The organism is Acinetobacter portensis (genome assembly GCF_009372215.1).
In the GTDB taxonomy this organism is placed as follows: Bacteria; Pseudomonadota; Gammaproteobacteria; order Pseudomonadales; family Moraxellaceae; genus Acinetobacter; species Acinetobacter portensis.
In genome coordinates, this window is the sequence record NZ_LWRV01000002.1 from 45,571 (window position 1) to 67,670 (window position 22,100).

Genomic DNA, 22,100 nt, shown 5'->3' on the forward strand with positions numbered 1-22,100 from the left:
TAAAATGAATAAAGATGATGTTTCTAAGCGGTTTTCAAAAGCGCAAAAGAGTTATGTAGATCATGCAGTTGTACAGAAGAAAATATGTACGCAATTATTTATGTATATGCAGAACCAAAATTTCTTAGAAACTCAAAATCGTATTTTTGAAATTGGTTGTGGTACGGGAAATTTTAGTCAAATCATCTTAAATAATTTTAAATATGAGCAATATTTTTTAAATGATATTTACAGTGATGTACGTGAAAATTTTGTTCATTATTCCAATTTAAACTGGTGTATTGGGGATGTGGAGAAATTAGAGTTCCCACAACAACTCGATTTAATTGTATCGAGTTCAGCTTTGCAATGGATGGATGATTTAAATCATATATTTAGAAAAGCACATTCGGCATTAAATAAAGGTGGATATCTTTGTTTTTCTAGCTTTGGTCAAATGAACTTAAAAGAAATAAAAATGCTGACAGGGCGTGGCTTAGATTATTTATCCTTAGATGAAATGAAAAAAATACTTGAGCAGATAGGTTTTGAAATTGAAATTTTAACCGAAGCAATAGAGCCACTTTTGTTTGATGAACCTCAACAGATCTTAAAGCATTTAAAAGCGACAGGTGTGACTGCAACGTCGAATCAATTTCGTTGGAATAAACAAAGTTTGGCAAATTTTTACGAAAATTATGAGCAATTTAAGTCAGAAAATCAGCAATATTCGCTGACGTATCATCCTATTTATTGTATCGCTCGGAGAAAGTGAAATGACGAATGTTTTTTTTGTGAGCGGAATAGATACAGGAATTGGGAAAACATATACCACGGGTTATTTGGCAAAATTATGGAATGAGCAAGGTATTCAGACCATCACGCAAAAATTGGTTCAAACAGGCAATGTGGATGTTTCTGAAGATATTGAAAAGCATCGAGAAATTATGGGTATGGGGTGGTTTCCTGAAGATAAAACCAAACTTACCATGCCTGAAATTTTCACTTATCCTGCATCACCGCATTTAGCGACAAAAATTGATGACCGAGATATTGATTTCGATAAAATTAATACAGCGACTGAGCAATTATCTAAAAAATATCAACGGGTTTTACTTGAGGGTGCGGGCGGTTTAATGGTGCCTTTAACGCAAAATTTACTGAGTATTGATTATATTCAGGCACAGAAACTACCTGTAATTTTGGTCAGTTCTGGGCGCTTAGGGAGTATTAATCATACCTTGTTGAGTTTAGAGGCTTTAAAAATTCGAAATATTGAGCTTTATGCTTTGGCTTATAATTTAAGTGATGAATCGCAGGATGAAATTATTTCTAAAGATACAGCAGAATATTTAAAAAATTATTTATCTAAACAATTTCCTCAGGCACTTTGGATTGATATTCCTGTCATTTCTTAGAAGTTGAGCATAAAAAAACCACTCAGTTGAGTGGTTTTTTTATGTTTGAAATAGAAGCTTAGAAATTAAAATTTCTTGAAGCCTTTATTCATGCCATAAGGTTTACGCGGTGCATTTTCATCACGACGTTCACGGTTTCCATAGCTGTCATCACGACCACGTTTAGCCGTGTTATCGCCACGACGATCAGTATTAGATGATTCAACTTCATCTGTATCACGACGTTGCTGACGTAAATAACCACCACGACGTGCTGCCATAGGTTTGTCTTGCATACGCTCGTTACGACGTTTAGCCATACCAAATAAGCCAGTACCTTGACGTGGTTTAAGCTCTACAGATTTCGTTAAATTGTCGATATCTTGTTTATCAAGTTCAATCCAACGACCTGTACGTAATTCACGCGGAAGAATAACTGTACCGTAACGCGTACGTAATAAGCGGCTTACTTTAAGACCTTGTGATTCGAAAATACGACGAACCTCACGGTTACGACCTTCTTTTACAACCACTTGATACCAACGGTTAATACCTTCACCGCCAATTTCAGAGAATGACTCGAATTTAGCAGGACCATCATCCAACACAACACCTGTTGTCATAGTTTTGATGATTTTAGGTGTTACTTCACCCATCACACGAACAGCATATTCACGTTCAATTTCATTTGATGGATGCATTAAACGGTTTGCAAGTTCACCATCATTTGTGAAAAGTAATAAACCTGTAGAGTTAATATCTAGACGACCAACCATAACCCAACGATCACCAGGAATTTGTGGTAATTGTTCAAATACAGTAGGACGGTTTTCAGGGTCATTACGCGAACAAATTTCACCTTCAGGTTTGTAATAAATAATGACGCGACGACGAATTTCATCTTCAATTTGGAACTGCACTTTGCGACCATCGATGCGAAGCTCATCAGTTGGCTCGATACGTTCACCCACTTGGGCTACTTGACCGTTGACACTTACACGTCCAGCAGCAATGACTTCTTCCATATAACGGCGAGAACCCAAACCAACGCGTGCAAGCACCTTTTGCAATTTTTCACTCATGACAGCATAACCTTAGAAATAATCATAACAGTTCACCTATTTACGACTTCGGTGCATTAGCATCGAGCGCCATAAAAGCTTCCTTGGCATCCTGTAAGGGAGGCAATTGACCAATTGATGACAGGCCAAAAGCATTTAAAAATTGTGACGTTGTGACTAACAACGCAGGTCTTCCAGGGAGTTCACGAAAACCAGATTCCTTAATCCAGTTCCAGTCAAATAATGTACGCAAAATTTGACTATTTACCGTTACTCCACGAATTTGTTCAATATCTGCACGCGTCACGGGTTGGTGATAGGCAATAACAGATAAAGTCTCCAACATGGTTGGAGATAAGCGCACAGGGCGTTCAGGCCAAGTTTGAGCAATTAAGTTTCTATACTTTGCTCTCACCTGAAAACGATAACCTTGTGCGGTTTCAATCAGTTCAATTGAGCGACCATGTTGCAACATTGCAAGTTGTTGTAAAAATTGGCGCAATTGTTGTTTATTAAATTGGTCTTGAAATGCTTCTTTTAATCTTGCTAAAGATACAGGCGCTTCACTTGCAAAAATGATGGCTTCGAGTTGCATTAATATTTCATGATGATTTTCACCTTCGCTTAACGGTGTAATTTGTTCATCATTCATACTTTTGCTCCTTGAATTGCAAGCGGTGCATCTATGCCTGTTGAGATAATTGAAATCTTTTGTTGACGTGTTAACTCTAAAATCGCCATAAATGTAACGACCATGCCCATACGACCTTGGCTTGGTTTTAATAATGCTTCAAACTGCAAAACTTCACCCGATTGAATTTTATATTCGATATAAGCAATACGTTCTTCGAGGGCAACAGGTTCTTGTAAAATTTGATGTGTTGCAGGTTCGGGACGATTAAACACACAAAGCAATGCATCACGTAGTTGGTCGGCTGCATAGCCCACATTATTTACGGTAACTTGTCCAAAATTAACATTGGTATTAAATGTATCTCTATCTAAAACAGGCATTTGCCCTAAGCGTTCAGCCGCTTGCTTAATGCGTAAATAGGTTTCTAAGCGATCAATTAATTCTTGTTTTGGGTCTTTTTCAATTGCAGATATTGATGGAGGTTTTGGAAGAAGCAAACGAGATTTTAAATCTGCGAGTAATGCTGCCATCACCATATAATCTGCGGTCAATTCAATATTTAGGGTTTTCATTGCATCCATATAAGATAAATATTGAGATGCAATTGGGGCGATATCAAGCTGTAATAAGTCGAAACCACTTTTTTGAATAAGATAAATTAAGAAATCGAGTGGTCCTTCGAAATGCTCTAAGAGAATTTCAAATGCTGCAGGAGGGATGTATAAATCCTCAGGAATCGTATCTTGCCACTCATCCAATACACGGATTTGTTGTGGTTGTTCCATAGGGTTATGGACGGTTTGATTCATTACAGTTATAGGCCACGCGAATTTTCAAAGGCATGAAAGCTATTTTTTCGGCTTAAAGAGAGAGTGCCAAAATAAATAGCGGAGAAATAAAACACATGCAGTTTAATAGATTTTTGTTTTTAAATAAATCAAATTAGACGAACATTTGTATAAAAATTAGAAATAAATATAAAGTATTTATTTCCGTGATGATCTGAACTTTTGTTTTTACTATAGATTTTTAAGTGATTTGATTTAAGAGATACTTATTCAAAAGCACTCACATCACCCACACCTCGACGGAGAATTTCTGGATTGTCACCAGATAAATCAATAATGCTTGTTGTATTTAAAGTACCTAAACCACCATCAATTAAAACATCAATTCTTTTTGATAGTTGTAAGTCTATATCATAAGGATCATCAATTGGGTCAGTTTGATTGGGGAGAATAAGTGTACTGGTAATTAATGGTTCACCAAGTTCTTTTAATAGCATTTGGCAAATAGGGTTGCTTGGAATACGCAAACCAATGGTTTTCTTTTTAGGATGCATCAAGCGACGTGGAACTTCACTGGTTGCAGGCAAAATAAAAGTAGTTACAGCAGGCGTATTATTTTTAAGTAAACGATACATCGCATTATCAACTTTTGCATAGGTCGAAATGTCAGATAAATCTGCACAAATAATGGCGTATTGGTGTTTAGGGCCTAAACCACGAATTTGAGAAATACGTTCCATGGCATTTTTATTACCAATTTGGCATCCAATTGCGTAGGCGGCATCGGTTGGATAGACAATAACATCGCCTGCACGAATACGTTCTACAGCTTGGCTAATAAGCCTTGCTTGAGGATCTTCAGGATGGATTCTTAAATGAAGCATAATTATTTTCTCCTGATGCCTTTTTGCTCATTATCACTTGAGTTTAGAATATCTTTCAATAGTGAAATGTTGGATTAAATAAATTAATCTAACATTTCACGAATAAACTCATTACTTTGTAATCTTTTGCCACTTCGCGTACACGCACAAATACAATCAATAAAGCGAGCAGCATCGCGTGGAAGTTTGGCTTCACCAGAAAAATAACGTTGAACTTGAGTATAGACATTATCTTTAAAACTAGCGCCATTTCCGCCTTCGCCCGTTAAGTTATCTAAAGATACACGAAACTTTCTTCCAAAAGATTGGGCAAATAGCCATTCAATGGCTTGCGGTTTAATTTCCACTTGTTCAAATAAAGCTTGTTGCTCTGCGGTACGACCATCTGGGGCATACCAATAACCCAAGTCGGGAAGTAGACGACGTTTATCGCCTGCAATGCTCCAATGGCTTATTTCATGTAATGCACTATTAAAGAAACCATGTGCAAATTGAATACGTGCGGGACTATTTTCATTCACAGGAAAATATTCAGGTTCAAAATCACCTTTAACCAATATTACATTAAGATGGGAAAACCAATGATTAAAGTGTAAGATGAGCCAATCAACGTGTTCTGTTTCTGATGATAAATTCGCCCATGAAGAAAGTTGCACTTGTTCGAGTGAAGTGTCAGAATTAGAAGTTGGAAGTGTGCTAACAAGTGATGAAATATTCACTTCTGTTTGCGGCTGCAACAGATGCATGACTGAAATTACCCAAATGGTCTGTCTAAATAAGTACAAAATTGTATCTTAATCTTTGACAGAGTACTTATGAATTTGTAGAATTGCCGCCTTAATTATGTCAGCAAATACCTTTCCGGCACAGATTGAGCCGTTTAAATGGGCCGAACAAGGCTTTGTATGGGCAGGAACTCTGCCATTATCTCGCTTTGTTCGCATATCCCGTGAAGCTGTTGGATCAATTGATGATCAATTGATTAACATAGACTGTAAGCTATCAATGGATGCATATCATCGTATTGTGTGGCTAAGTGGTCATGTTGAAACGAAAGTTTCAGTAGAATGCCAACGTTGTTTGGATCCTGTTGAAATTGAACTCGTTTTAGATTTTCATTTAGCTCTTGTAGATGATGAGTCACTGATAGAGCGCTTGGATGAGGATGCTGATTTCATCGTATTAGGTGAAAGTGAAGCAACGACGAAAGGTAGCTTTGATGCGCCTGCAACCGCTGATTTACTCTCACTCATAGAAGATGAGTTGTTATTGTTGATGCCGTTGTCTCCAAGACATGAGTTTTGTGAACATAAGCATCAACCTGCCGTAGAAGAACTTGTTGAAGAAAAACGAGATAATCCGTTTGAAATTTTGGCAGGTTTGAAGGGTAAACTTAACTAATTTTTGTGTTATACTGTGAAGTATAAGACAACTGAATTTGTTCTGATCCATTTTTCGATATTTGTAAGGAGCCATCATGGCCGTTCAGCAAAACCGTAAAAGTCGCTCTCGCCGTGACATGCGCCGTTCACATGACGCTTTAACTGAGAATGCATTAACTGTAGACCAAGCTACTGGTGAAACTCATCGTCGTCACCACGTATCTAAAGACGGTATCTACCGTGGTCGTCAATTATTCTCTAAAGCATCTGCTGAATAATTGATGATGTATTAAGCGTTAAGCTTAATGAGAAAAAGGGAGCGAAAGCTCCCTTTTTTTGTTGCATTTGGCAATTACCAAAACAAAAATTAAGTGTTAAATTCCTTTCCGAAAATTGGCTTTCATAAGAGTTTGTTGATTATTTAATCGGTTGTTAAATAATAATAGCTCTTCATTCAAGGATTTTTTATGTCTGCTAACCAACTAGAACAAGCGGCTCAAGCGACAAAAACTGCATTTGTGTTTCCTGGTCAAGGTTCACAAAAAGTAGGGATGCTTGCTGAAATCGCAGAACAATTTAGTAGTGTGCAAGAAACTTTTGCTGAAGCATCGGCTGCAGTGGGTTTCGATTTATGGCACATTGCGCAAACTGGTGAAGGCTTAGATCAGACAGAATTCACACAGCCTGTATTATTAACTGCAAGCGTTGCATTGTGGCGTGTATGGTTAGAGTTAGGCGGTGTTGTACCCAAATATCTAGCAGGTCATTCACTTGGTGAGTACAGTGCACTTGTTGCTGCTGGTGCTTTAAGCTTGGGTGATGCTGCAAAGCTTGTAAACTTACGTGGTAAGTTAATGCAAAGTGCTGTACCGCAAGGTCAAGGTGCTATGGCAGCTATTCTGGGTTTAGATGATGCTAAAGTCATTGAGCTGTGCGAACAAGTAAATGTACAAGGTCGTGGCTCTGTTGAAGCAGCAAACTACAATGCCAAAGGGCAAGTGGTTATTGCAGGTGATAAAACTTTAGTTGAAGCCGTTATGGAATCTGCTAAAGAAAATGGCGGTAAAGCCATTGGTTTACCTGTTTCAGTACCATCACATTGTTCACTTATGAAACCTGCGGCAGAACAGTTTGCAGAAGCATTGGAACAAACTGCCATTGAGCTACCAGGTATTCCTGTAATACAAAATGTAAATGCTGCAATTGCGACAGATGTGACTCAATTACGTCAAGCATTAACTGCGCAATTATACCAATCTGTACAATGGACTAAAACATTGCAATACCTTCAAGACGAAGGCGTTGAGTACATTGTGGAGTGCGGTCCGGGTAATGTTTTAGCAAACTTAGCGAAGCGTTTACCAAATATTGAGAAAGCATTCCCACTCGACACAAAAGGTCGTTTGGAAGATGCACTAAATGCCATTTTAGTGGCTGAAGGGAAAATTGCATGACACAGGAACGCAAAGTTGCATTAGTGACAGGTGCAAGCCGAGGAATTGGCGCAGCCATTGCTCAGCAACTTATTCAAGACGGTTATTTTGTTGTTGGTACAGCAACATCTGAAGCGGGTGCAGAAAAACTTTCTGCTGCTTTTGCTGAAAATGGTGCAGGAAAATTACTTGATGTACGTGATGGTACTGCTATTGATGCATTGGTAACAGATATCGAACAAAATTATGGTCCAGTCCTTGTTTTAATTAATAACGCTGGTATTACCAAAGATAACCTATTATTACGCATGTCTGAAGATGATTGGGATGATATCCTAAACATTCATTTGAAAGCCGTTTATCGATTATCAAAACGTGTTTTAAAAGGCATGACAAAGGCACGCTTTGGTCGCATTGTAAATATTAGCTCGGTTGTGGCGCATTTTGCGAACCCAGGTCAAGCGAATTATTCTGCTGCAAAGGCGGGTATAGAAGCATTTGGTCGTAGTCTTGCAAAAGAAATGGGTAGCCGTCAAATTACAGTGAATGCTGTTGCACCTGGTTTTATTGCAACAGAAATGACTGAGCAATTAAGCGAAGAAATTCGTAAAAAAATGAGTGATCAAGTGGCATTGAACCGTTTAGGTGATCCACAAGATATCGCGAATGCAGTGAGCTTCCTTGCAAGTGAAAAGGCAAGTTATATCACTGGAACTGTTTTACATGTAAATGGCGGTTTATACATGAGCTAATTGGCTGATGTATAAACTTTCAATATTTTATAGATTCAATTAAACTAACGGCATTAAAAACGCCACAAGCAATGAGGAGAATTCCTGTGAGCGATATCGAACTACGTGTTAAGCAAGCAGTTGCAGAACAACTTGGTCTTAAAGCAGAAGAGATTAAAAACGAAGCATCTTTCATGGATGACTTAGGTGCAGACTCTCTTGATCTAGTAGAATTAGTAATGTCTTTCGAAAACGATTTCGACATTACTATTCCAGATGAAGATTCTAACGAAATCACAACTGTTCAATCTGCTGTTGACTATGTTTCTAAGAAACTAGGTTAATTGCCGATTTCAGCTTTGCTGAATGAAAAAGCCACCTTTTAGGTGGTTTTTTTGTTTTTAAACTAATTAATTTACATAAAGTTACTTTTCTCTATGGAATGCTTATATCCAAATACTTGTTTTAAAGTTATAAAAATAGAGCAATAAAACAACTCAATAGAGTTACTTAATAAAATTATAAGGAGAAAAAAATGGGGCTTTTTGATTTTGTAAAAGGCATTGGTAAGAAAAATACAGCACCTGCAGAACCACAGGCTGCACCATCAGCAGAACCAACCGCACAAGAAGTTGCAAATAAATTATTAGGTCATATTAAGGCTTTAGGTTTACCTATTACAGGTTTAAGTGTGTCTTATAATGGTACAACTGACTTAGCAACGGTAAAAGGGCAGGTTCAGAGCCAAGCAGATCGGGAAAAAATTATTTTAGCTGTGGGTAATATTGATCATGTTGCACAAGTAGATGATCAACTTACAGTAGCTACACCAGAGCCTGAAAGTAAATTTTATACGGTAAAATCGGGTGATAATCTTTCTAAAATTTCAAAAGAATTTTATGGAGATGCAAATAAATACAATAAAATTTTTGAAGCAAACAGACCTTTGCTAAAAAATGCAGATGATATTTTTCCAGGGCAAGTTCTGCGGATTCCTGAATAAAATAATGATGTTTTAATGAATGTAATTAAAAAGGCGCATATTGCGCCTTTTTCTTGAATGTTTTTATTCTTTAAAGATTTTCCATATTGTGTCTTTATCTGCCACTTTAATAGTGAAATTAAAGTCTGAATCTGAACTTACAATAAGAACAGCAGGTGCTTCCATGATGACTTTTAGAATTGTGCCTTTTTCATAAGTAATAGTTGGGCAGTTTTCTTTAGTAAGAACAATAGGTTCTAATAATTCTATAAGATATGGTTCCATGAAGACCTCTAAGCTCTCGAGTGGAAATTTATATTTTAATTTCAACAAGATCATGTTTGTGTGGAGGATCTTGTTAGCAAATGTAAAAAAATGTACGTGTATATTTTATTTTATAAGTTGTTTAAAATATTCACTTATTTAAATTAATGGATTAATTTTATACAGAAATACAAATAAAACAATCATCTTAAATTGAGCAATTGAAATGTCATATACAAATAAAAATAATTAACAGCAAAATAAATGTTGTTTTTTGGCAGTATGATGCGTAGGTTACTGAAATAAATAATAAAGGTTTATTTATATTAAATGTTTAAATCATTTTTTCCAAATCCCAAGTGGTTTTTCGGATCACTCATTCTGTGGTTTATTATTAACTGTGTACTGTGGTACTCGGGTGGCAACACTTGGGGGCAATATATAGGCTTTGCGCAAGGCTATTATGAGGCGGAATTGCCTATTAGTATTACGCGTTTCTGGTCGGCACAATTTTTGTGGTTTTATCTTTGGTTTTTTATATCGACTGCAATTTTTGCCATATTTTGGAAGCTAAAATCGAATAATCCTTGGCAAAGATGGTCTGTTTGGGGATCGGCATTTATTTTATTCAATATTTGGTTTTCGGTTCAAACCAGTTTGGTTTTAAATGCATGGTATAGCCCATTTTATGATTTGATTCAAAAAATGCTGGGTAGTGGTGGTGGAGATATTCATCAGCTATATGGTGAAATGACTTCGGTTATGTATATTTTGATGGTTTACGTTACCATTGCCGTATTAAATTTATACTTTGTTAATCATTACGTTTTCCGCTGGCGTATGGCAATGAATGATTACTATGCTGCACATTGGGAACGCTTACGCCATATAGAAGGTGCTTCACAACGTATTCAAGAAGATACGATGCGTTTTGCTAAAACGACAGAAACTTTGGGTGTGAGCTTAATTGAAGCGTTAATGACATTAATGGCATTTTTACCTGTTTTATATCAACTTTCAAATCATGTAAAAGTGTTACCAATAGTAGGTGAAATCCCTCATGCCTTAATGTGGGCAGCAGTGCTTTGGTCTGTATTTGGTACAATTGTTTTAATTGCAGTTGGTTATAAATTGCCTGGCTTGGAATTTAATAATCAAAAGGTTGAAGCTGCATATCGTAAAGAATTGGTTTATGGTGAAGATGATGCAAATAGAGCCGATCCGAAGACTTTAACCGAATTATTTACTCATGTTCGTGTGAATTATTTCCGTTTATATTTTCATTATGCATATTTTAATTTAGTGCGTATTTGGTATATGCAGTTAGATAATTTATTTGGTTTATTTGTTTTATTCCCAAGTATTGCCACAGGTGCCATTACTTTAGGTTTATTAATGCAAATTAACAATGTATTTGGAAAAGTGCGTGAATCTTTCCAATATTTAATTCAGGCTTGGCCAACGATTATTGAATTACTTTCAATCTATAAGCGTTTACGTGCTTTTGAAGCCACTTTGGATGATTAATAATTTATGGATTATTCATAATTAATATCATTCAAAATTGAACATTTTTAAAATAAGTTAAGATTTGGGTCTTAGCTTATTTTTTTGCTTAAATTTTTCATAGGTTACATAGTCATAATAGGTATTTCGTTTGCCTTTGTGATACAAAGAAGTTAAATATTTTGGAATTAAAATAATGTCATCTCCTTTAAAAAATACGATTTGTAGAAAATTTTCTCGTGTGGGTTCATCTGCATTAATGGCAGTGGCTTTGTTGGGTTCGGCTCAAGTTGCAATGGCAAGTACAACTGTAGATAAGCTGAGTGATTGTTTGGTGAAATCTACGACCGATGCAGATAAGAAAACGGTTCTACAATGGACGTTTGTTGCGTTGTCTGCGCATCCAGATTTGCAAAGCTTTAGTCAAGTTACGCCTGAACAGAAAGATGGTTTAGATAAAAACTTGGCGCAAGTTTTACAGCGTATTTTGGTGGAGCAATGTTCTGCTGAAACAAAAGCGGTTATTCAAACTGATGGTTTGCAAGCGGTAGGCGATAGCTTTCAAAAATTAGGACAGGAAACAGGTGAGAAAATTTTAAAAACACCTGAAATTAAAGATCAATATAAAGGTTTAGTTCGTTATTTAGATTTGAGTAAGTTGGTAACGACTTTTTTAACGCCTGAATTGTTTAATAAGTTGGGCGTTTTACGTTAATTATTGTATTGAATAAACAGAAAAGATGATGCGTTGTTTGATCTATCTTTTCTGTTTATCTTAAATTACAAACAATGTTATCTAAGCCAATTAATCGTTAAATATTAATACGCTTTTTCCTTTGGTATGACCCTCTAGAATATCCGCATAGGCTTGTGGAGCTTGCTCAAATGGATACTGACGACTTACAGCCCATTTAATTTTCCCTTCTGCTACACCGTTTACAACATATTTTAAATTTGCAGGATTGCGTTTGACCCAAACGGGTTGAATTTTATTAGAACTTACTTTACGACCTGCAATCGTCCCCATAAATCCACCTGATTTTACGGTTTTAAGTGAGGCTTGCGTTGCATTTTCATTGCCAATCATGTCAATGGAAACATCAAATTTTTCAGGATGTATTGCTGTTAATCTTTCAACTAAGCCATCACCATAAACAACGGCTTTTGCGCCCAATTGTTGAATATATTCTTGGTTTTTTGCAGAGGCTGTGGCGACGACGTTAATACCTTTATTCACTGCAAGTTGAATAAGAATAGAGCCGACACCACCTGAACCACCGTGAATCAGTAGTGATTGAGCAGGACCCATTTCATTTAAAATGGTCATTGCTGTTTGTGAAACGCCTGCCAAAGTTCCTGCAATTGCCCAATCGATATTGTTTGGTTTTTGAATGAGATTTTCGACAGGAACATCAATTACGGTCGCGTGGGTAAATGCGCCACCTGAACCGAGCACTTCATCGCCTACTTTCCATTGTGTTTGGTTGTCTGCAACTTCTGTAATGATACCTGCATATTCTGTTCCAAAGGTTTGGGGAAGTGCTGCGTGTTTGAATTCGCCTGTCATGCGACGTGCATCGATGGGGTTAATGCCTGATGCTTTTACTTGAATGCGAGCCATGCCTTTTGCTAGTTTTGGAAGTGTGTGGTTTTCTAATTCGAGTACGTCTGATTGTCCGTATGCATGCGCAAGAAGGATTGTTGTGTTCATGAGTTTTGCCTAATTCTTGAGTTATGTTTGTGATTATAGAAAGGCGTTTTGTGCAACTACAGTGCTAAAAATGGGACAGTGTTTTCTTGTTTTTTTTATCTCTTTAATTGTTAATCCTCTCCCTAGCCCTCTCCTTTAAAAAGGAGAGGGAACTACGCGTATCAAATGGATGATGTGACAAGTCTCCCTTTTTAAAGGGAGATTTAGAGGGATTTGGAAGTCACACATAAAGAAAGACCTTGAACGTTGAATACGTCCTAAGTCTTCGAATTTGATGATTGAGGATATTTTTTTGATGGTCATATTGTTTCTAATAAGAGCTTTTTTTGATTAATTATATATTAGAATTTAGATGTTTTACTTCTTCTCAAATTGATGTTTGTAATATTACAAAAGATAAAGAAATTTTTGAAAGCCTGCTGCGATTAAAATATAGGATGGATAATGGTTAATAATTTAGATCTGATAAAATCAGATATTAATGAATACTTAGATAAGATAAATTTAAAAGAACTTAAGACTAGGATTAGAAATTTTAGATCTTTACCTAGGCATAAGCTTTCTGATAAAGAGTTAATGGATGAAGTATATAAAGTTCTTGAGATAGATAATCATTTTATATTACAGCCTCATTTTCGTACCTATCCTGTAGGAAGCTATTTTTATAGAATTAGGAAGCTCTCACAACCTAATATTTCAGAATTGCGATCTGAAAATGACTTTTGGAATGTGCCAAAAGATTTAATTACTTATTATCAAAGGTTGAATCAGCCGAAAGAAAGTTTGCTGTATACAGCGTTGGATGTTGAAACAGCGATAGTTGAAACTCGCTTGAAAGAAAATGATTTTTTCTGCTTAATGATTTATGAAAATATTAAACCTATTAAAGCTGTTTGTATTGGTACAAGTTTTAGTGAAGATTTAAGGTTAATAGAAATTGAAGATTTTTTAGCAGAAGAATTTTGTAAACCTGTTGGTATTGGTATAGAGCATTTTTACAGAACATCTGAATTAATAGCAAAAAACTTTTTTGATTTACCGCCAGAAGAAGTTCAAGATGCGTGGGAATATCCTTCTGTGCAAGATAGAAAGAAATTTAACATTTGTTTTAGACCTCAATTAGGAAAAAAACTTTTGAAGTTAAATGGCTCACTAATTTGCAAATATGGTAGAGAAAACACTTTTGCACCACTTGCTGTTCAAGATGGATTTGGGGAAGATTTAACACCAAATATTTATCATTTTGATGAAAATTTAGTAAAAAAAATTGCTCCTAAGTTTACTTGTGAATATCGGAAAAACCCGCTTTAAAGCGGGTTTTTTATTTCAAAATTAATCAGTCTTAACCAATCAATTTCTTCATCAATTCATTTACTTGAGCAGGGTTAGCCTTACCACGTGACGCTTTCATTACTTGACCAACAAGACCGTTGAAAGCTTTCTCTTTACCCGCTTTAAACTCTTCAACCATCTTCTCGTTAGCCGCAAGAACTTCCTTAATAATCGCTTCAATTGCGCCTGTATCAGTTTCCTGTTTCAAGCCTTTTTCGGCAATAATTTCGTCCGCAGTTTTGCCTTCTTCCCACATAAAGCCGAAAACTTGTTTCGCGATTTTACCGCTGATTGTATTGTCCACAATACGCGCGATCATACCGCCAAGTTTTTCCGCAGAAACAGGAGAATCTGCCAAATCTAAGCCTGCTTTATTTAAAGCACCTGAGAATTCACCCATCACCCAGTTTGCAGCAACTTTACCTTGAGCAGCACCGCCTGAAGCTTTCACAACAACTTCATAAAAGTCCGATAACTCTCGAGTTAAAGTTAAAACGTGTGCATCGTACTCAGTTACACCAAAGTCCGCTACAAAACGCTCACGACGCGCTTTAGGTAACTCAGGTAACGCAGCACGAGCAGCTTCAACTTGCGCATCTGCAATAATTACAGGCAATAAGTCAGGGTCTGGGAAGTAGCGGTAATCGTTCGCTTCTTCTTTAGAACGCATAGAACGCGTTTCCATTTTCACAGGGTCGAACAAACGCGTTTCTTGGTCGATTTTACCGCCATCTTCCAAAATATCCATTTGACGTTCAATTTCAACATTGATCGCTTGTTCAATGAAACGGAATGAGTTCAAGTTTTTCAACTCGCAACGCGTACCAAACTCATTACCCGGACGACGTAACGACACGTTACAGTCACAACGGAATGAACCTTCCGCCATGTTACCGTCAGAAATACCTAACCAACGCACTAAAGTGTGAATCGCTTTAATATAAGCAACTGCTTCTTCAACAGAGCGCATATCGGGTTCAGATACGATTTCTAAAAGTGGCGTACCTGCACGGTTTAAATCGATACCTGACATACCTTCAAATTGGTCATGAATCGATTTACCTGCATCTTCCTCAAGGTGTGCACGTGTTACGCCAATGCGTTTAATGCCATCTTCAAGTTGAATGTCGATATGACCCAAGCCCACAATTGGGTTGTCCATTTGGCTAATTTGGTAGCCTTTTGGCGAGTCAGGGTAGAAATAGTTTTTACGTGCAAACACAGAAGCTTGGTCAATGTAAGCATCAATACCCAAACCAAAGCGAATCGCTAAATCTACAACTTCTTTGTTCAATACAGGAAGTACGCCCGGCATTGCTAAATCTACAAGGCTCGCTTGTGTATTTGGATCATTACCAAAAATAGTCGATGAACCTGAGAAAATTTTAGTATTGGTTGCAAGCTGAGTGTGAATCTCGATACCAATAACCACTTCCCAACCATCAATTAAGTTAGATTTTGGTTTAGCAGCGTTCTTAGACATTATGCATTCTCCTCAGCAATTGCCGCGCGTTTTGTATGCCAATCGGTTGCTTGTTGGTACTGATGCACCACAGACAACAATTGAGATTCTGACCAGTAGTTACCAATCAGCTGTAAGCCAACAGGTAGGTTATCTTTGTCAAAACCAACAGGCGCGTTAATTGCAGGTAAGCCTGCTAGGTTCACTGCGATGGTGTAGATGTCACCCAAGTACATTTCAACTTGAGATAAATTTGCACCAATTTTATAAGCCGTAGTTGGTGCCGCAGGAGCTGCAATCACATCTACAGATTCAAATGCTTTTAAGAAGTCTTGTTGAATTAAACGACGTACTTTTTGTGCTTTTACATAGTACGCATCGTAATAACCCGCAGAAAGTGCATAAGTACCAATAAGGATACGTTGCTGAACTTCCTTACCAAAACCTTCTGAACGTGAACGTTTGTATAAGTCCATGAGGTCTACAGGGTTTTCACAGCGGTAGCCATAACGAACACCGTCAAAACGCTGTAAGTTAGAAGATGCTTCAGCAGGAGCGATGAGGTAATAAGTTGGAACATAAGCATCTGTCATGGTGAGATCAATCTCAACCAATGTTGCGCCCATTTCTTCTAACTTTTTAAGTGATTCTTCAACACGTGCTTTAACGTCTGCATCTAAACCTTGAACATTGAAGTACTGTTTAGGAATACCAATGCGTAAACCTTTAACCGATGTACCGTTCAAGTTCGCAACGTAGTTATCTACATCTTTTTGAATTGATGTTGAATCTTTAGCGTCATGACCTGCCATTACGTTCATGAGGTACGCACAGTCTTCAGCCGAACGCGCCATAGGACCACCTTGGTCTAAAGATGATGCATAAGCAATCATACCAAAACGTGACACACGACCATAAGTTGGTTTAAGCCCTGTAAGACCACAGAATGATGCAGGTTGGCGAATTGAACCACCTGTATCTGTACCTGTAGAAATTGGTGCTAAATCGGCAGCAACGGCAGCAGCAGAACCGCCAGATGAACCACCTGGAACACGATCAAGCGCCCAAGGGTTTTTGGTTGCGCCAAAGTAAGATGATTCACTTGTAGAACCCATGGCAAATTCGTCCATGTTTACTTTACCAAGTGTCACTAAGCCCGCAGCTTTACCTTTCGCTACAACGGTTGCGTCGTAAGGAGAGATAAAATTGTCCAGCATTTTAGAACCAGCAGTGGTTTTAATGCCTTGGGTACAAAAAATATCTTTATGTGCAATGGGCACACCTGTTAATGCTGTTGCATGACCCGCTTTAAGTGCAGCATCGGCAGCATCGGCTTGAGCCAAAGCTTGTTCAGGCGTAACCGTTACATAAGATTGAACTTGCGTATCAATTTTTGCGATACGTTTTAAATAATGTTCGGTAAGTTCTCGTGAAGAGAATTTGGCTTGTGCTAAACCCTCTGAAAGTTCACGAATCGATAAGCGATGTAAATCTGACATAAGAAGTATTCTTTACGTATATATGAAATAAATGGTTAGACTGAATAAAAATTATTCGATCACACGAGGAACTAAATACAAGCCTTCCTGAACAGCAGGAGCAACGGCTTGATATTCATCACGGTGATTATTTTCAGTCACCACGTCTTCACGTAATGGTTGAGGATTGTCAAATGGGCTCTTTAATGGCTCTACACCGTCAGTGTTGATGCTCTTTAAAGTGTCCATCATTCCTAGAATTTTATTTAAACTTTCCGCGTATTCAGTAGATTGTGCGTCATTTAAAGAAAGACGCGCAAGGTGTGCAATCTGTGATACGGTTTGTGCATTTAAATCTTCAGAATGCTGTGCATCTGATGTAGACATAACATCACCTAAAATCAGTATTAAAAAAAAATCAAAATATCATGCGATATAATAAGCGATTGACTTGTTCAAATCATCACATTTAGTTAAAGTTGTCGCTTGCGCTCACATAACGATTAATAGAGAACGACTCCGTGATTCTAAAACGACTAATTGGCTTGTTTTCACCAGACTTAGCCATAGACTTAGGTACAGCAAATACACTTATTTATGCACCAGGAAGAGGCATTATATTAAATGAGCCCACGGTTGTGGCGATTCGTCATAGTGGTTCTCAAAAAATCGTTGCCGCTGTAGGTCTTGATGCTAAACAAATGTTAGGTCGTACACCTGCTAACATTTCTGCAATTCGCCCAATGAAAGATGGTGTAATTGCTGACTTCGAAGTCACAGAAACAATGTTGAACCAATTTATTAGTAAAGTACATGAAAAACGCTTATTTCCACCAGCACCTCGTGTTGTGGTTTGTGTTCCATGTAAATCGACTTTAGTTGAACGCCGTGCAATTCGTGAAGCAGTATACAATGCTGGTGCCCGTGATGTACGTTTAATTGAAGAACCAATGGCTGCTGCTATTGGTGCAGGTATGCCTGTTGAACAAGCTTGTGGTTCTATGGTTGTAGATGTTGGTGGTGGTACCACTGAAATTGCAATTATTTCATTACAAGGTTGTGTTTACGCAGATTCACTACGTATTGGTGGTGATGTATTCGATGAACAAATTATTAACTATGTTCGTAAAGCGCATGGTTGTGTAATTGGTGAAACGACTGCAGAAAATATTAAAAAAGAAGTGGGTATGGCATTACCAGACGAAGGTGCAAAACCACTAGAAATTGAAGTTCGTGGTCGTAACCTTGCAGAAGGTGTACCTCGTTCAATTACTGTAACTTCTGACGAAATTTCACAAGCCATTTCAGATCCATTACAAAGCATTATTCAAGCTGTAAAATCTGCACTTGAACAAACGCCTCCTGAATTATCTTCAGATATTGCAGAGCGCGGTATTGTATTAACAGGTGGTGGTGCATTACTTCGTAACTTAGACAAACTTCTTGCACAAGAAACAGGTTTGCCTGTAGTTGTTGCAGAAGAGCCTCTTACATGTGTTACTCGTGGTGGTGGTAAAGTATTAGAATTATTCGATAATCCAAACCATGACATGTTATTTGTAGGCTAATAAAAGGAAAAGGCGGGTGCAAGCAAATCTGTTTTCAAGACAACCGCCATCTTTTCGCTCTTTTATCATTGCGGTAATAACGTGTTTGGTGGTGCTATTTTTTAACTGGCGTATGCCACACCTTGTTAAACCCGCAAGAGATGTCTTGTATACGGCATATAATCCTATATATGCCGTTGCAAGCTATCCCGTTTTGTCGAGCGAATGGCTAAGTCGACAAAGTAAGTCTGAGGCTCAATTGCGCCGTGAAAATACCGCGATGCAAGCTGAACTTTTACAGGCAAATGTACGCTTACAAAAACTTTCTGAACTTTCTGCTGAAAATACGCGTTTACGTGGCTTGTTAGATACACCACTTATTATTGATGGTCGTATGGAAATTTCAGAAGTGATTGGAACAGATGTAGATCCTTTACGTCATATTATTGTGATTAATCGGGGTTCAAGTAATCAACTTAAAGTTGGTCAAACGGTTCTCGATGATAAAGGCATAATGGGGCAAATTATTTCTGTATTGCCTCGTAGTAGTCGTATCATGTTGTTATCAGATAAAGAACACTCATTGTCGGTGCGTTTAGAACGTAGCGGTATGCGTGCAATTGTGTCTGGTACAGGTGATTTAGGGCTATTAAAAATGGAATATGTACCAACAAGCGCAGACATTAAAGTAGGCGAAAAAGTATACAGTTCAGGTTTGGGTGAGCATTTTCCAGCAGGATATTTAGTGGGAACAGTTGCAAAAGTGAGTCGACATAATACGGGAGAGTTTGCCCATATTGATGTTACACCTGCAGCACAATTGGCGGGTGGTCATCACGTTGTTGTGTTGTTTTCTAATTCTTTAGCGAAGGAGCAACCAGATGCCATTCGCTAAGTTATCAACGAAAAAGCCAACAGATCCATTATTTCCTATTATATTTTCAGTTGTTATCGCCTCTGTATTGACCGTTTATCCATTATCTTATGATATTTCAGGTTGGCGCCCTGCATTTATGTTTATGGTGATGCTGTTTTGGGTGATGTGCCAACCAACATGGTGTGGCGTGTGGTTTGCCTTTGCGACAGGTTTATTTGTTGATTTATTAATAGATGCACCTTTAGGTTTAAATGCTTTAAGTTTTGTATCTGTTACATTTTTTGCGCGTTACTTTACGCGTGAAAGGCGTGTACTTACATTTGCTAATTTATGGGTCATTGTAATATTGGCAATTACTGTACATATTGCATTTATCTTTATTCTGCAAATTTTATGGGGAATGAATTTCCAACTTGCACGTCATTGGCAGCCACTATTGAGTACAATTTTAGTTTGGCCAATTTTGTATTATCTACTGAAAAAATGGCGAATTTAATTTTAGCATCAAGCTCACCACGTCGACGTGAGCTATTACAACAACTCGGTTTGGACTTTCAGATTAATAGTCCAAATATCGATGAATCTATCTATTTAAATGAATCTGTTGAGCATTATGTCGAGCGTTTAGCTTGTAGCAAAGCAGATGCAATATTCGAAGAATTTCCAAATGCCATCATTATTGCGGCAGACACAAGTGTTGCAGTAGATCATCATATTTTAGGAAAGCCTGAGTCTAAACAACATGCCTTTGAAATGTGGCATTTAATTTCAGGTCGTAGGCATGATGTTCTTTCTGGTGTGTGTGTACGTACAAAGCATAAAAAATTAAGTATAGTGGTACGTACAGAAGTTGAATTTCAAGAATTAACGCCACAAGAGATGGATGATTATTGGAATACAGGCGAGCCATTAGGTAAGGCTGGAGGGTATGCGATACAAGGGATTGCAGCTCGTTTTATTCCCAATATTATGGGTAGTTATACCAATGTTGTAGGCCTACCACTACATGAAACAGTACAGTTATTGCAGACAGTTAAGGTACTAAATTAACTGCTGAAAAAGAATTTTATAATGTTTTGAGTGTTGTTATGTCTGAAGAACTGTTGATTAACGTCACCCCCATGGAATGTAGGGTCGCTTTAATCCAAAATGGGACAGTCAATGAGCTGTTTGTTGAACGAGATGCTAAACGTGGTTTAGTTGGAAATATTTATAAAGGCAAGGTCGTGCGTGTACTTCCAGGTATGCAAGCTGCTTTTATTGAAATCGGGTTGTCTCGTACCGCATTTTTACATATCAATGATATGATTTGGCCTAAAAATCAGCCTGCTCCAAATGTCTTTGACCTTTTACACGTTGGACAAGTGCTAACAGTTCAAGTAATGAAAGATATGTTGGGCACTAAAGGCGCGCGTTTAAGTACAGATCTTTCTATTCCTTCACGATATTTAGTGCTGATGCCTTACGGTAATCATACTGGTGTTTCACAGCGAATAGAGTCGAGTGAAGAGCGTGATCGTTTAAGAACAATGATTGAGCGTATTCAAGAGATACATCAACTTCCGGGTTCTGTCATTGTCCGTACCGCTGCAGACGGAGTCGAAGAAGAAGCTATTGCACAAGATATGGCTTATCTTGCAAAGCTTTGGGAGCATATTCAACGAAAGCAAAAAAGTATTACAGTTCCATCTTTAATTTTTGAAGAACTACCACTTCCTCAGCGTGTGATTCGTGATTTAGCCAATGAAAATACGTCTAAAATTCATGTAGATTCAAGAGAAGTCTTCTCTAAGTTACAAGAATTTGTTGAAGAATTTGTGCCGAACATGCAGGATCATCTACTTCATTATCCAGGCGAACGCCCAATTTTCGATTTGTATAATGTTGAAGAAGATATTCAAAAAGCGCTTCAAACTCGAGTTGCATTGAAGTCTGGTGGCTATTTGATGATTGATCAGACAGAAGCCATGACCACAATTGATGTCAATACCGGTTCTTATGTGGGTGGTCGTTCATTAGAAGACACCGTATTTAAAACCAATATGGAAGCGACGCAAGTGATTGTGCGTCAATTGCGCCTGCGAAATTTGGGCGGCATTATTATTATCGACTTTATTGATATGCAAGAAGCACATCATAGAGATGAAGTGCTTTCTCAGTTTGAACGTATGTTAGAACGTGATCATGCCAAAACTAAAATTACTCAAGTTTCTGAGCTTGGTTTGGTTGAAATGACACGTAAACGCACACGTGAATCGCTTGAACATTTGCTTTGTGAATCTTGTCCTACCTGTCAAGGTCGAGGATATGTTAAAACAGCGGAGTCAATTTGTTACGAGATATTTCGAGAAATCATGAGATATGCTCGAGCATTTGAATCTCAGAGTGGCTTTACTGTCGTTGCGCATCCATCGGTGATTGATCGACTTTTAACGGCAGAAGCGACAGCAGTCGCAGATTTAGAGCATTTCGTGAATCGTGTTATAAAATTCCAAGTTGAAAATTTATATACGCAAGAGCAATACGATATCATTTTAAGTTGAAATTGTAACAAAATATCGTTAAACAGTTGTTACATCTCTGATTTTACTTTTAATTGTGAATTCTCAATACTTAACACATGTAATAGCCAAAGCTATTTCAGCTATTTGA

General features: G+C 37.6%; 26 protein-coding genes. 16 read left to right on the forward strand and 10 right to left on the reverse strand.

From position 1 onward, the window contains the following. Positions 1 to 4 precede the first annotated feature (4 nt). Positions 5 to 754: a malonyl-ACP O-methyltransferase BioC gene (gene bioC / locus A6M14_RS00220; RefSeq protein ID WP_152872832.1), complete on the forward strand. Its 750-nt coding sequence runs from the start codon at positions 5 to 7 to the stop codon at positions 752 to 754. Between the two features lies 1 nt (position 755). Continuing rightward, the gene (gene bioD / locus A6M14_RS00225; protein WP_152872770.1) at positions 756 to 1,397 is read left to right on the forward strand and encodes a dethiobiotin synthase; all 642 of its coding nucleotides are present in this window, start codon (positions 756 to 758) and stop codon (positions 1,395 to 1,397) included. A gap of 65 nt (positions 1,398 to 1,462) precedes the next feature. Here bioD and rluB read toward each other — a convergent pair whose 3' ends face one another. The 5 genes from rluB to A6M14_RS00250 all read right to left on the reverse strand — a co-directional run bounded on the left by rluB (position 1,463) and on the right by A6M14_RS00250 (position 5,489). Next, positions 1,463 to 2,458 (reverse strand): 23S rRNA pseudouridine(2605) synthase RluB, encoded by a 996-nt coding sequence (rluB, locus tag A6M14_RS00230; RefSeq protein ID WP_152872771.1) that lies wholly within the window; start codon positions 2,456 to 2,458, stop codon positions 1,463 to 1,465. Between the two features lie 40 nt (positions 2,459 to 2,498). Next, a complete protein-coding gene (gene scpB, locus A6M14_RS00235; RefSeq protein ID WP_152872772.1) occupies positions 2,499 to 3,089 on the reverse strand; it encodes an SMC-Scp complex subunit ScpB in 591 nt (196 codons plus the stop codon). After that, positions 3,086 to 3,880 carry a segregation and condensation protein A gene (locus A6M14_RS00240; RefSeq protein ID WP_152872773.1) on the reverse strand — a complete coding sequence of 265 codons (795 nt, stop codon included), beginning with the start codon at positions 3,878 to 3,880 and terminating at the stop codon, positions 3,086 to 3,088. Before A6M14_RS00240 ends, scpB begins: the two co-directional genes overlap by 4 nt. 245 nt (positions 3,881 to 4,125) lie before the next feature. Beyond that, entirely contained in the window at positions 4,126 to 4,743 is a 618-nt protein-coding gene (locus A6M14_RS00245) for an L-threonylcarbamoyladenylate synthase (protein WP_152872774.1), read from the reverse strand. A gap of 83 nt (positions 4,744 to 4,826) precedes the next feature. Beyond that, a complete protein-coding gene (locus A6M14_RS00250; protein ID WP_152872775.1) occupies positions 4,827 to 5,489 on the reverse strand; it encodes an elongation factor P hydroxylase in 663 nt (220 codons plus the stop codon). A gap of 97 nt (positions 5,490 to 5,586) precedes the next feature. Between A6M14_RS00250 and A6M14_RS00255 the strand changes: the two genes are divergently transcribed. From A6M14_RS00255 to lysM, 6 genes are all read left to right on the forward strand, one after another. Further along, positions 5,587 to 6,144 (forward strand): YceD family protein, encoded by a 558-nt coding sequence (locus A6M14_RS00255; protein WP_152872776.1) that lies wholly within the window; start codon positions 5,587 to 5,589, stop codon positions 6,142 to 6,144. Positions 6,145 to 6,220: 76 nt separating this feature from the next. Further along, complete coding sequence (rpmF, locus tag A6M14_RS00260; protein ID WP_152872777.1) at positions 6,221 to 6,403, forward strand: 50S ribosomal protein L32; 183 nt, start codon at positions 6,221 to 6,223, stop codon at positions 6,401 to 6,403. 189 nt (positions 6,404 to 6,592) lie between these two features. Next, positions 6,593 to 7,579, forward strand: coding sequence for an ACP S-malonyltransferase (fabD, locus tag A6M14_RS00265; RefSeq protein WP_152872778.1), 987 nt, complete (start codon positions 6,593 to 6,595; stop codon positions 7,577 to 7,579). After that, complete coding sequence (gene fabG / locus A6M14_RS00270) at positions 7,576 to 8,310, forward strand: 3-oxoacyl-ACP reductase FabG (RefSeq protein ID WP_152872779.1); 735 nt, start codon at positions 7,576 to 7,578, stop codon at positions 8,308 to 8,310. The genes fabD and fabG overlap by 4 nt, the downstream gene beginning before the upstream one ends. A gap of 86 nt (positions 8,311 to 8,396) precedes the next feature. Beyond that, positions 8,397 to 8,633 (forward strand): acyl carrier protein, encoded by a 237-nt coding sequence (gene acpP, locus A6M14_RS00275; RefSeq protein WP_163121076.1) that lies wholly within the window; start codon positions 8,397 to 8,399, stop codon positions 8,631 to 8,633. A gap of 191 nt (positions 8,634 to 8,824) precedes the next feature. Then, the gene (lysM, locus tag A6M14_RS00280; RefSeq protein ID WP_152872781.1) at positions 8,825 to 9,292 is read left to right on the forward strand and encodes a peptidoglycan-binding protein LysM; all 468 of its coding nucleotides are present in this window, start codon (positions 8,825 to 8,827) and stop codon (positions 9,290 to 9,292) included. Between the two features lie 63 nt (positions 9,293 to 9,355). Here the strand turns inward: lysM and A6M14_RS00285 are convergent, their stop codons facing one another. Then, positions 9,356 to 9,556 carry a hypothetical protein gene (locus A6M14_RS00285; RefSeq protein ID WP_152872782.1) on the reverse strand — a complete coding sequence of 67 codons (201 nt, stop codon included), beginning with the start codon at positions 9,554 to 9,556 and terminating at the stop codon, positions 9,356 to 9,358. 309 nt (positions 9,557 to 9,865) lie between these two features. Here A6M14_RS00285 and sbmA point away from each other — a divergent pair, with 309 nt between their 5' ends. Continuing rightward, complete coding sequence (sbmA, locus tag A6M14_RS00290; RefSeq protein WP_152872783.1) at positions 9,866 to 11,062, forward strand: peptide antibiotic transporter SbmA; 1,197 nt, start codon at positions 9,866 to 9,868, stop codon at positions 11,060 to 11,062. A gap of 175 nt (positions 11,063 to 11,237) precedes the next feature. Then, a complete protein-coding gene (locus tag A6M14_RS00295) occupies positions 11,238 to 11,756 on the forward strand; it encodes a hypothetical protein (RefSeq protein ID WP_152872784.1) in 519 nt (172 codons plus the stop codon). Between the two features lie 90 nt (positions 11,757 to 11,846). Here A6M14_RS00295 and A6M14_RS00300 read toward each other — a convergent pair whose 3' ends face one another. After that, entirely contained in the window at positions 11,847 to 12,752 is a 906-nt protein-coding gene (locus A6M14_RS00300) for an NADP-dependent oxidoreductase (protein WP_152872785.1), read from the reverse strand. 444 nt (positions 12,753 to 13,196) lie between these two features. Here A6M14_RS00300 and A6M14_RS00305 point away from each other — a divergent pair, with 444 nt between their 5' ends. Further along, positions 13,197 to 14,063 (forward strand): RES domain-containing protein, encoded by an 867-nt coding sequence (locus A6M14_RS00305; protein ID WP_152872786.1) that lies wholly within the window; start codon positions 13,197 to 13,199, stop codon positions 14,061 to 14,063. 31 nt (positions 14,064 to 14,094) lie between these two features. Here A6M14_RS00305 and gatB read toward each other — a convergent pair whose 3' ends face one another. Genes gatB through gatC form a run of 3 tightly spaced genes read right to left on the reverse strand, consistent with a single transcriptional unit; the run spans position 14,095 to position 17,411 of the window. Then, positions 14,095 to 15,567, reverse strand: coding sequence for an Asp-tRNA(Asn)/Glu-tRNA(Gln) amidotransferase subunit GatB (gene gatB / locus A6M14_RS00310; protein WP_152872787.1), 1,473 nt, complete (start codon positions 15,565 to 15,567; stop codon positions 14,095 to 14,097). Further along, the gene (gatA, locus tag A6M14_RS00315; RefSeq protein ID WP_152872788.1) at positions 15,567 to 17,045 is read right to left on the reverse strand and encodes an Asp-tRNA(Asn)/Glu-tRNA(Gln) amidotransferase subunit GatA; all 1,479 of its coding nucleotides are present in this window, start codon (positions 17,043 to 17,045) and stop codon (positions 15,567 to 15,569) included. Before gatA ends, gatB begins: the two co-directional genes overlap by 1 nt. Before the next feature lie 51 nt (positions 17,046 to 17,096). Beyond that, complete coding sequence (gatC, locus tag A6M14_RS00320) at positions 17,097 to 17,411, reverse strand: Asp-tRNA(Asn)/Glu-tRNA(Gln) amidotransferase subunit GatC (RefSeq protein WP_152872789.1); 315 nt, start codon at positions 17,409 to 17,411, stop codon at positions 17,097 to 17,099. Between the two features lie 134 nt (positions 17,412 to 17,545). On the opposite strand from gatC, the gene A6M14_RS00325 reads away from it, so the two are divergent. The 5 genes from A6M14_RS00325 to rng are packed head-to-tail and all read left to right on the forward strand — an operon-like array spanning position 17,546 to position 21,991. Beyond that, positions 17,546 to 18,592 (forward strand): rod shape-determining protein, encoded by a 1,047-nt coding sequence (locus tag A6M14_RS00325; RefSeq protein ID WP_163121057.1) that lies wholly within the window; start codon positions 17,546 to 17,548, stop codon positions 18,590 to 18,592. 16 nt (positions 18,593 to 18,608) lie between these two features. Next, on the forward strand, positions 18,609 to 19,466 hold the full coding sequence (gene mreC / locus A6M14_RS00330) for a rod shape-determining protein MreC (protein WP_163121055.1): 858 nt from the start codon (positions 18,609 to 18,611) through the stop codon (positions 19,464 to 19,466). Then, the gene (mreD, locus tag A6M14_RS00335) at positions 19,453 to 19,944 is read left to right on the forward strand and encodes a rod shape-determining protein MreD (protein ID WP_152872790.1); all 492 of its coding nucleotides are present in this window, start codon (positions 19,453 to 19,455) and stop codon (positions 19,942 to 19,944) included. Before mreC ends, mreD begins: the two co-directional genes overlap by 14 nt. After that, positions 19,932 to 20,498, forward strand: a complete 567-nt coding sequence (locus A6M14_RS00340) for a Maf family nucleotide pyrophosphatase (RefSeq protein WP_152872791.1) — start codon at positions 19,932 to 19,934, stop codon at positions 20,496 to 20,498. Before mreD ends, A6M14_RS00340 begins: the two co-directional genes overlap by 13 nt. Positions 20,499 to 20,536: 38 nt before the next feature. Beyond that, positions 20,537 to 21,991, forward strand: a complete 1,455-nt coding sequence (gene rng, locus A6M14_RS00345) for a ribonuclease G (protein ID WP_152872792.1) — start codon at positions 20,537 to 20,539, stop codon at positions 21,989 to 21,991. The last annotated feature ends 109 nt before the right edge of the window (positions 21,992 to 22,100 follow it).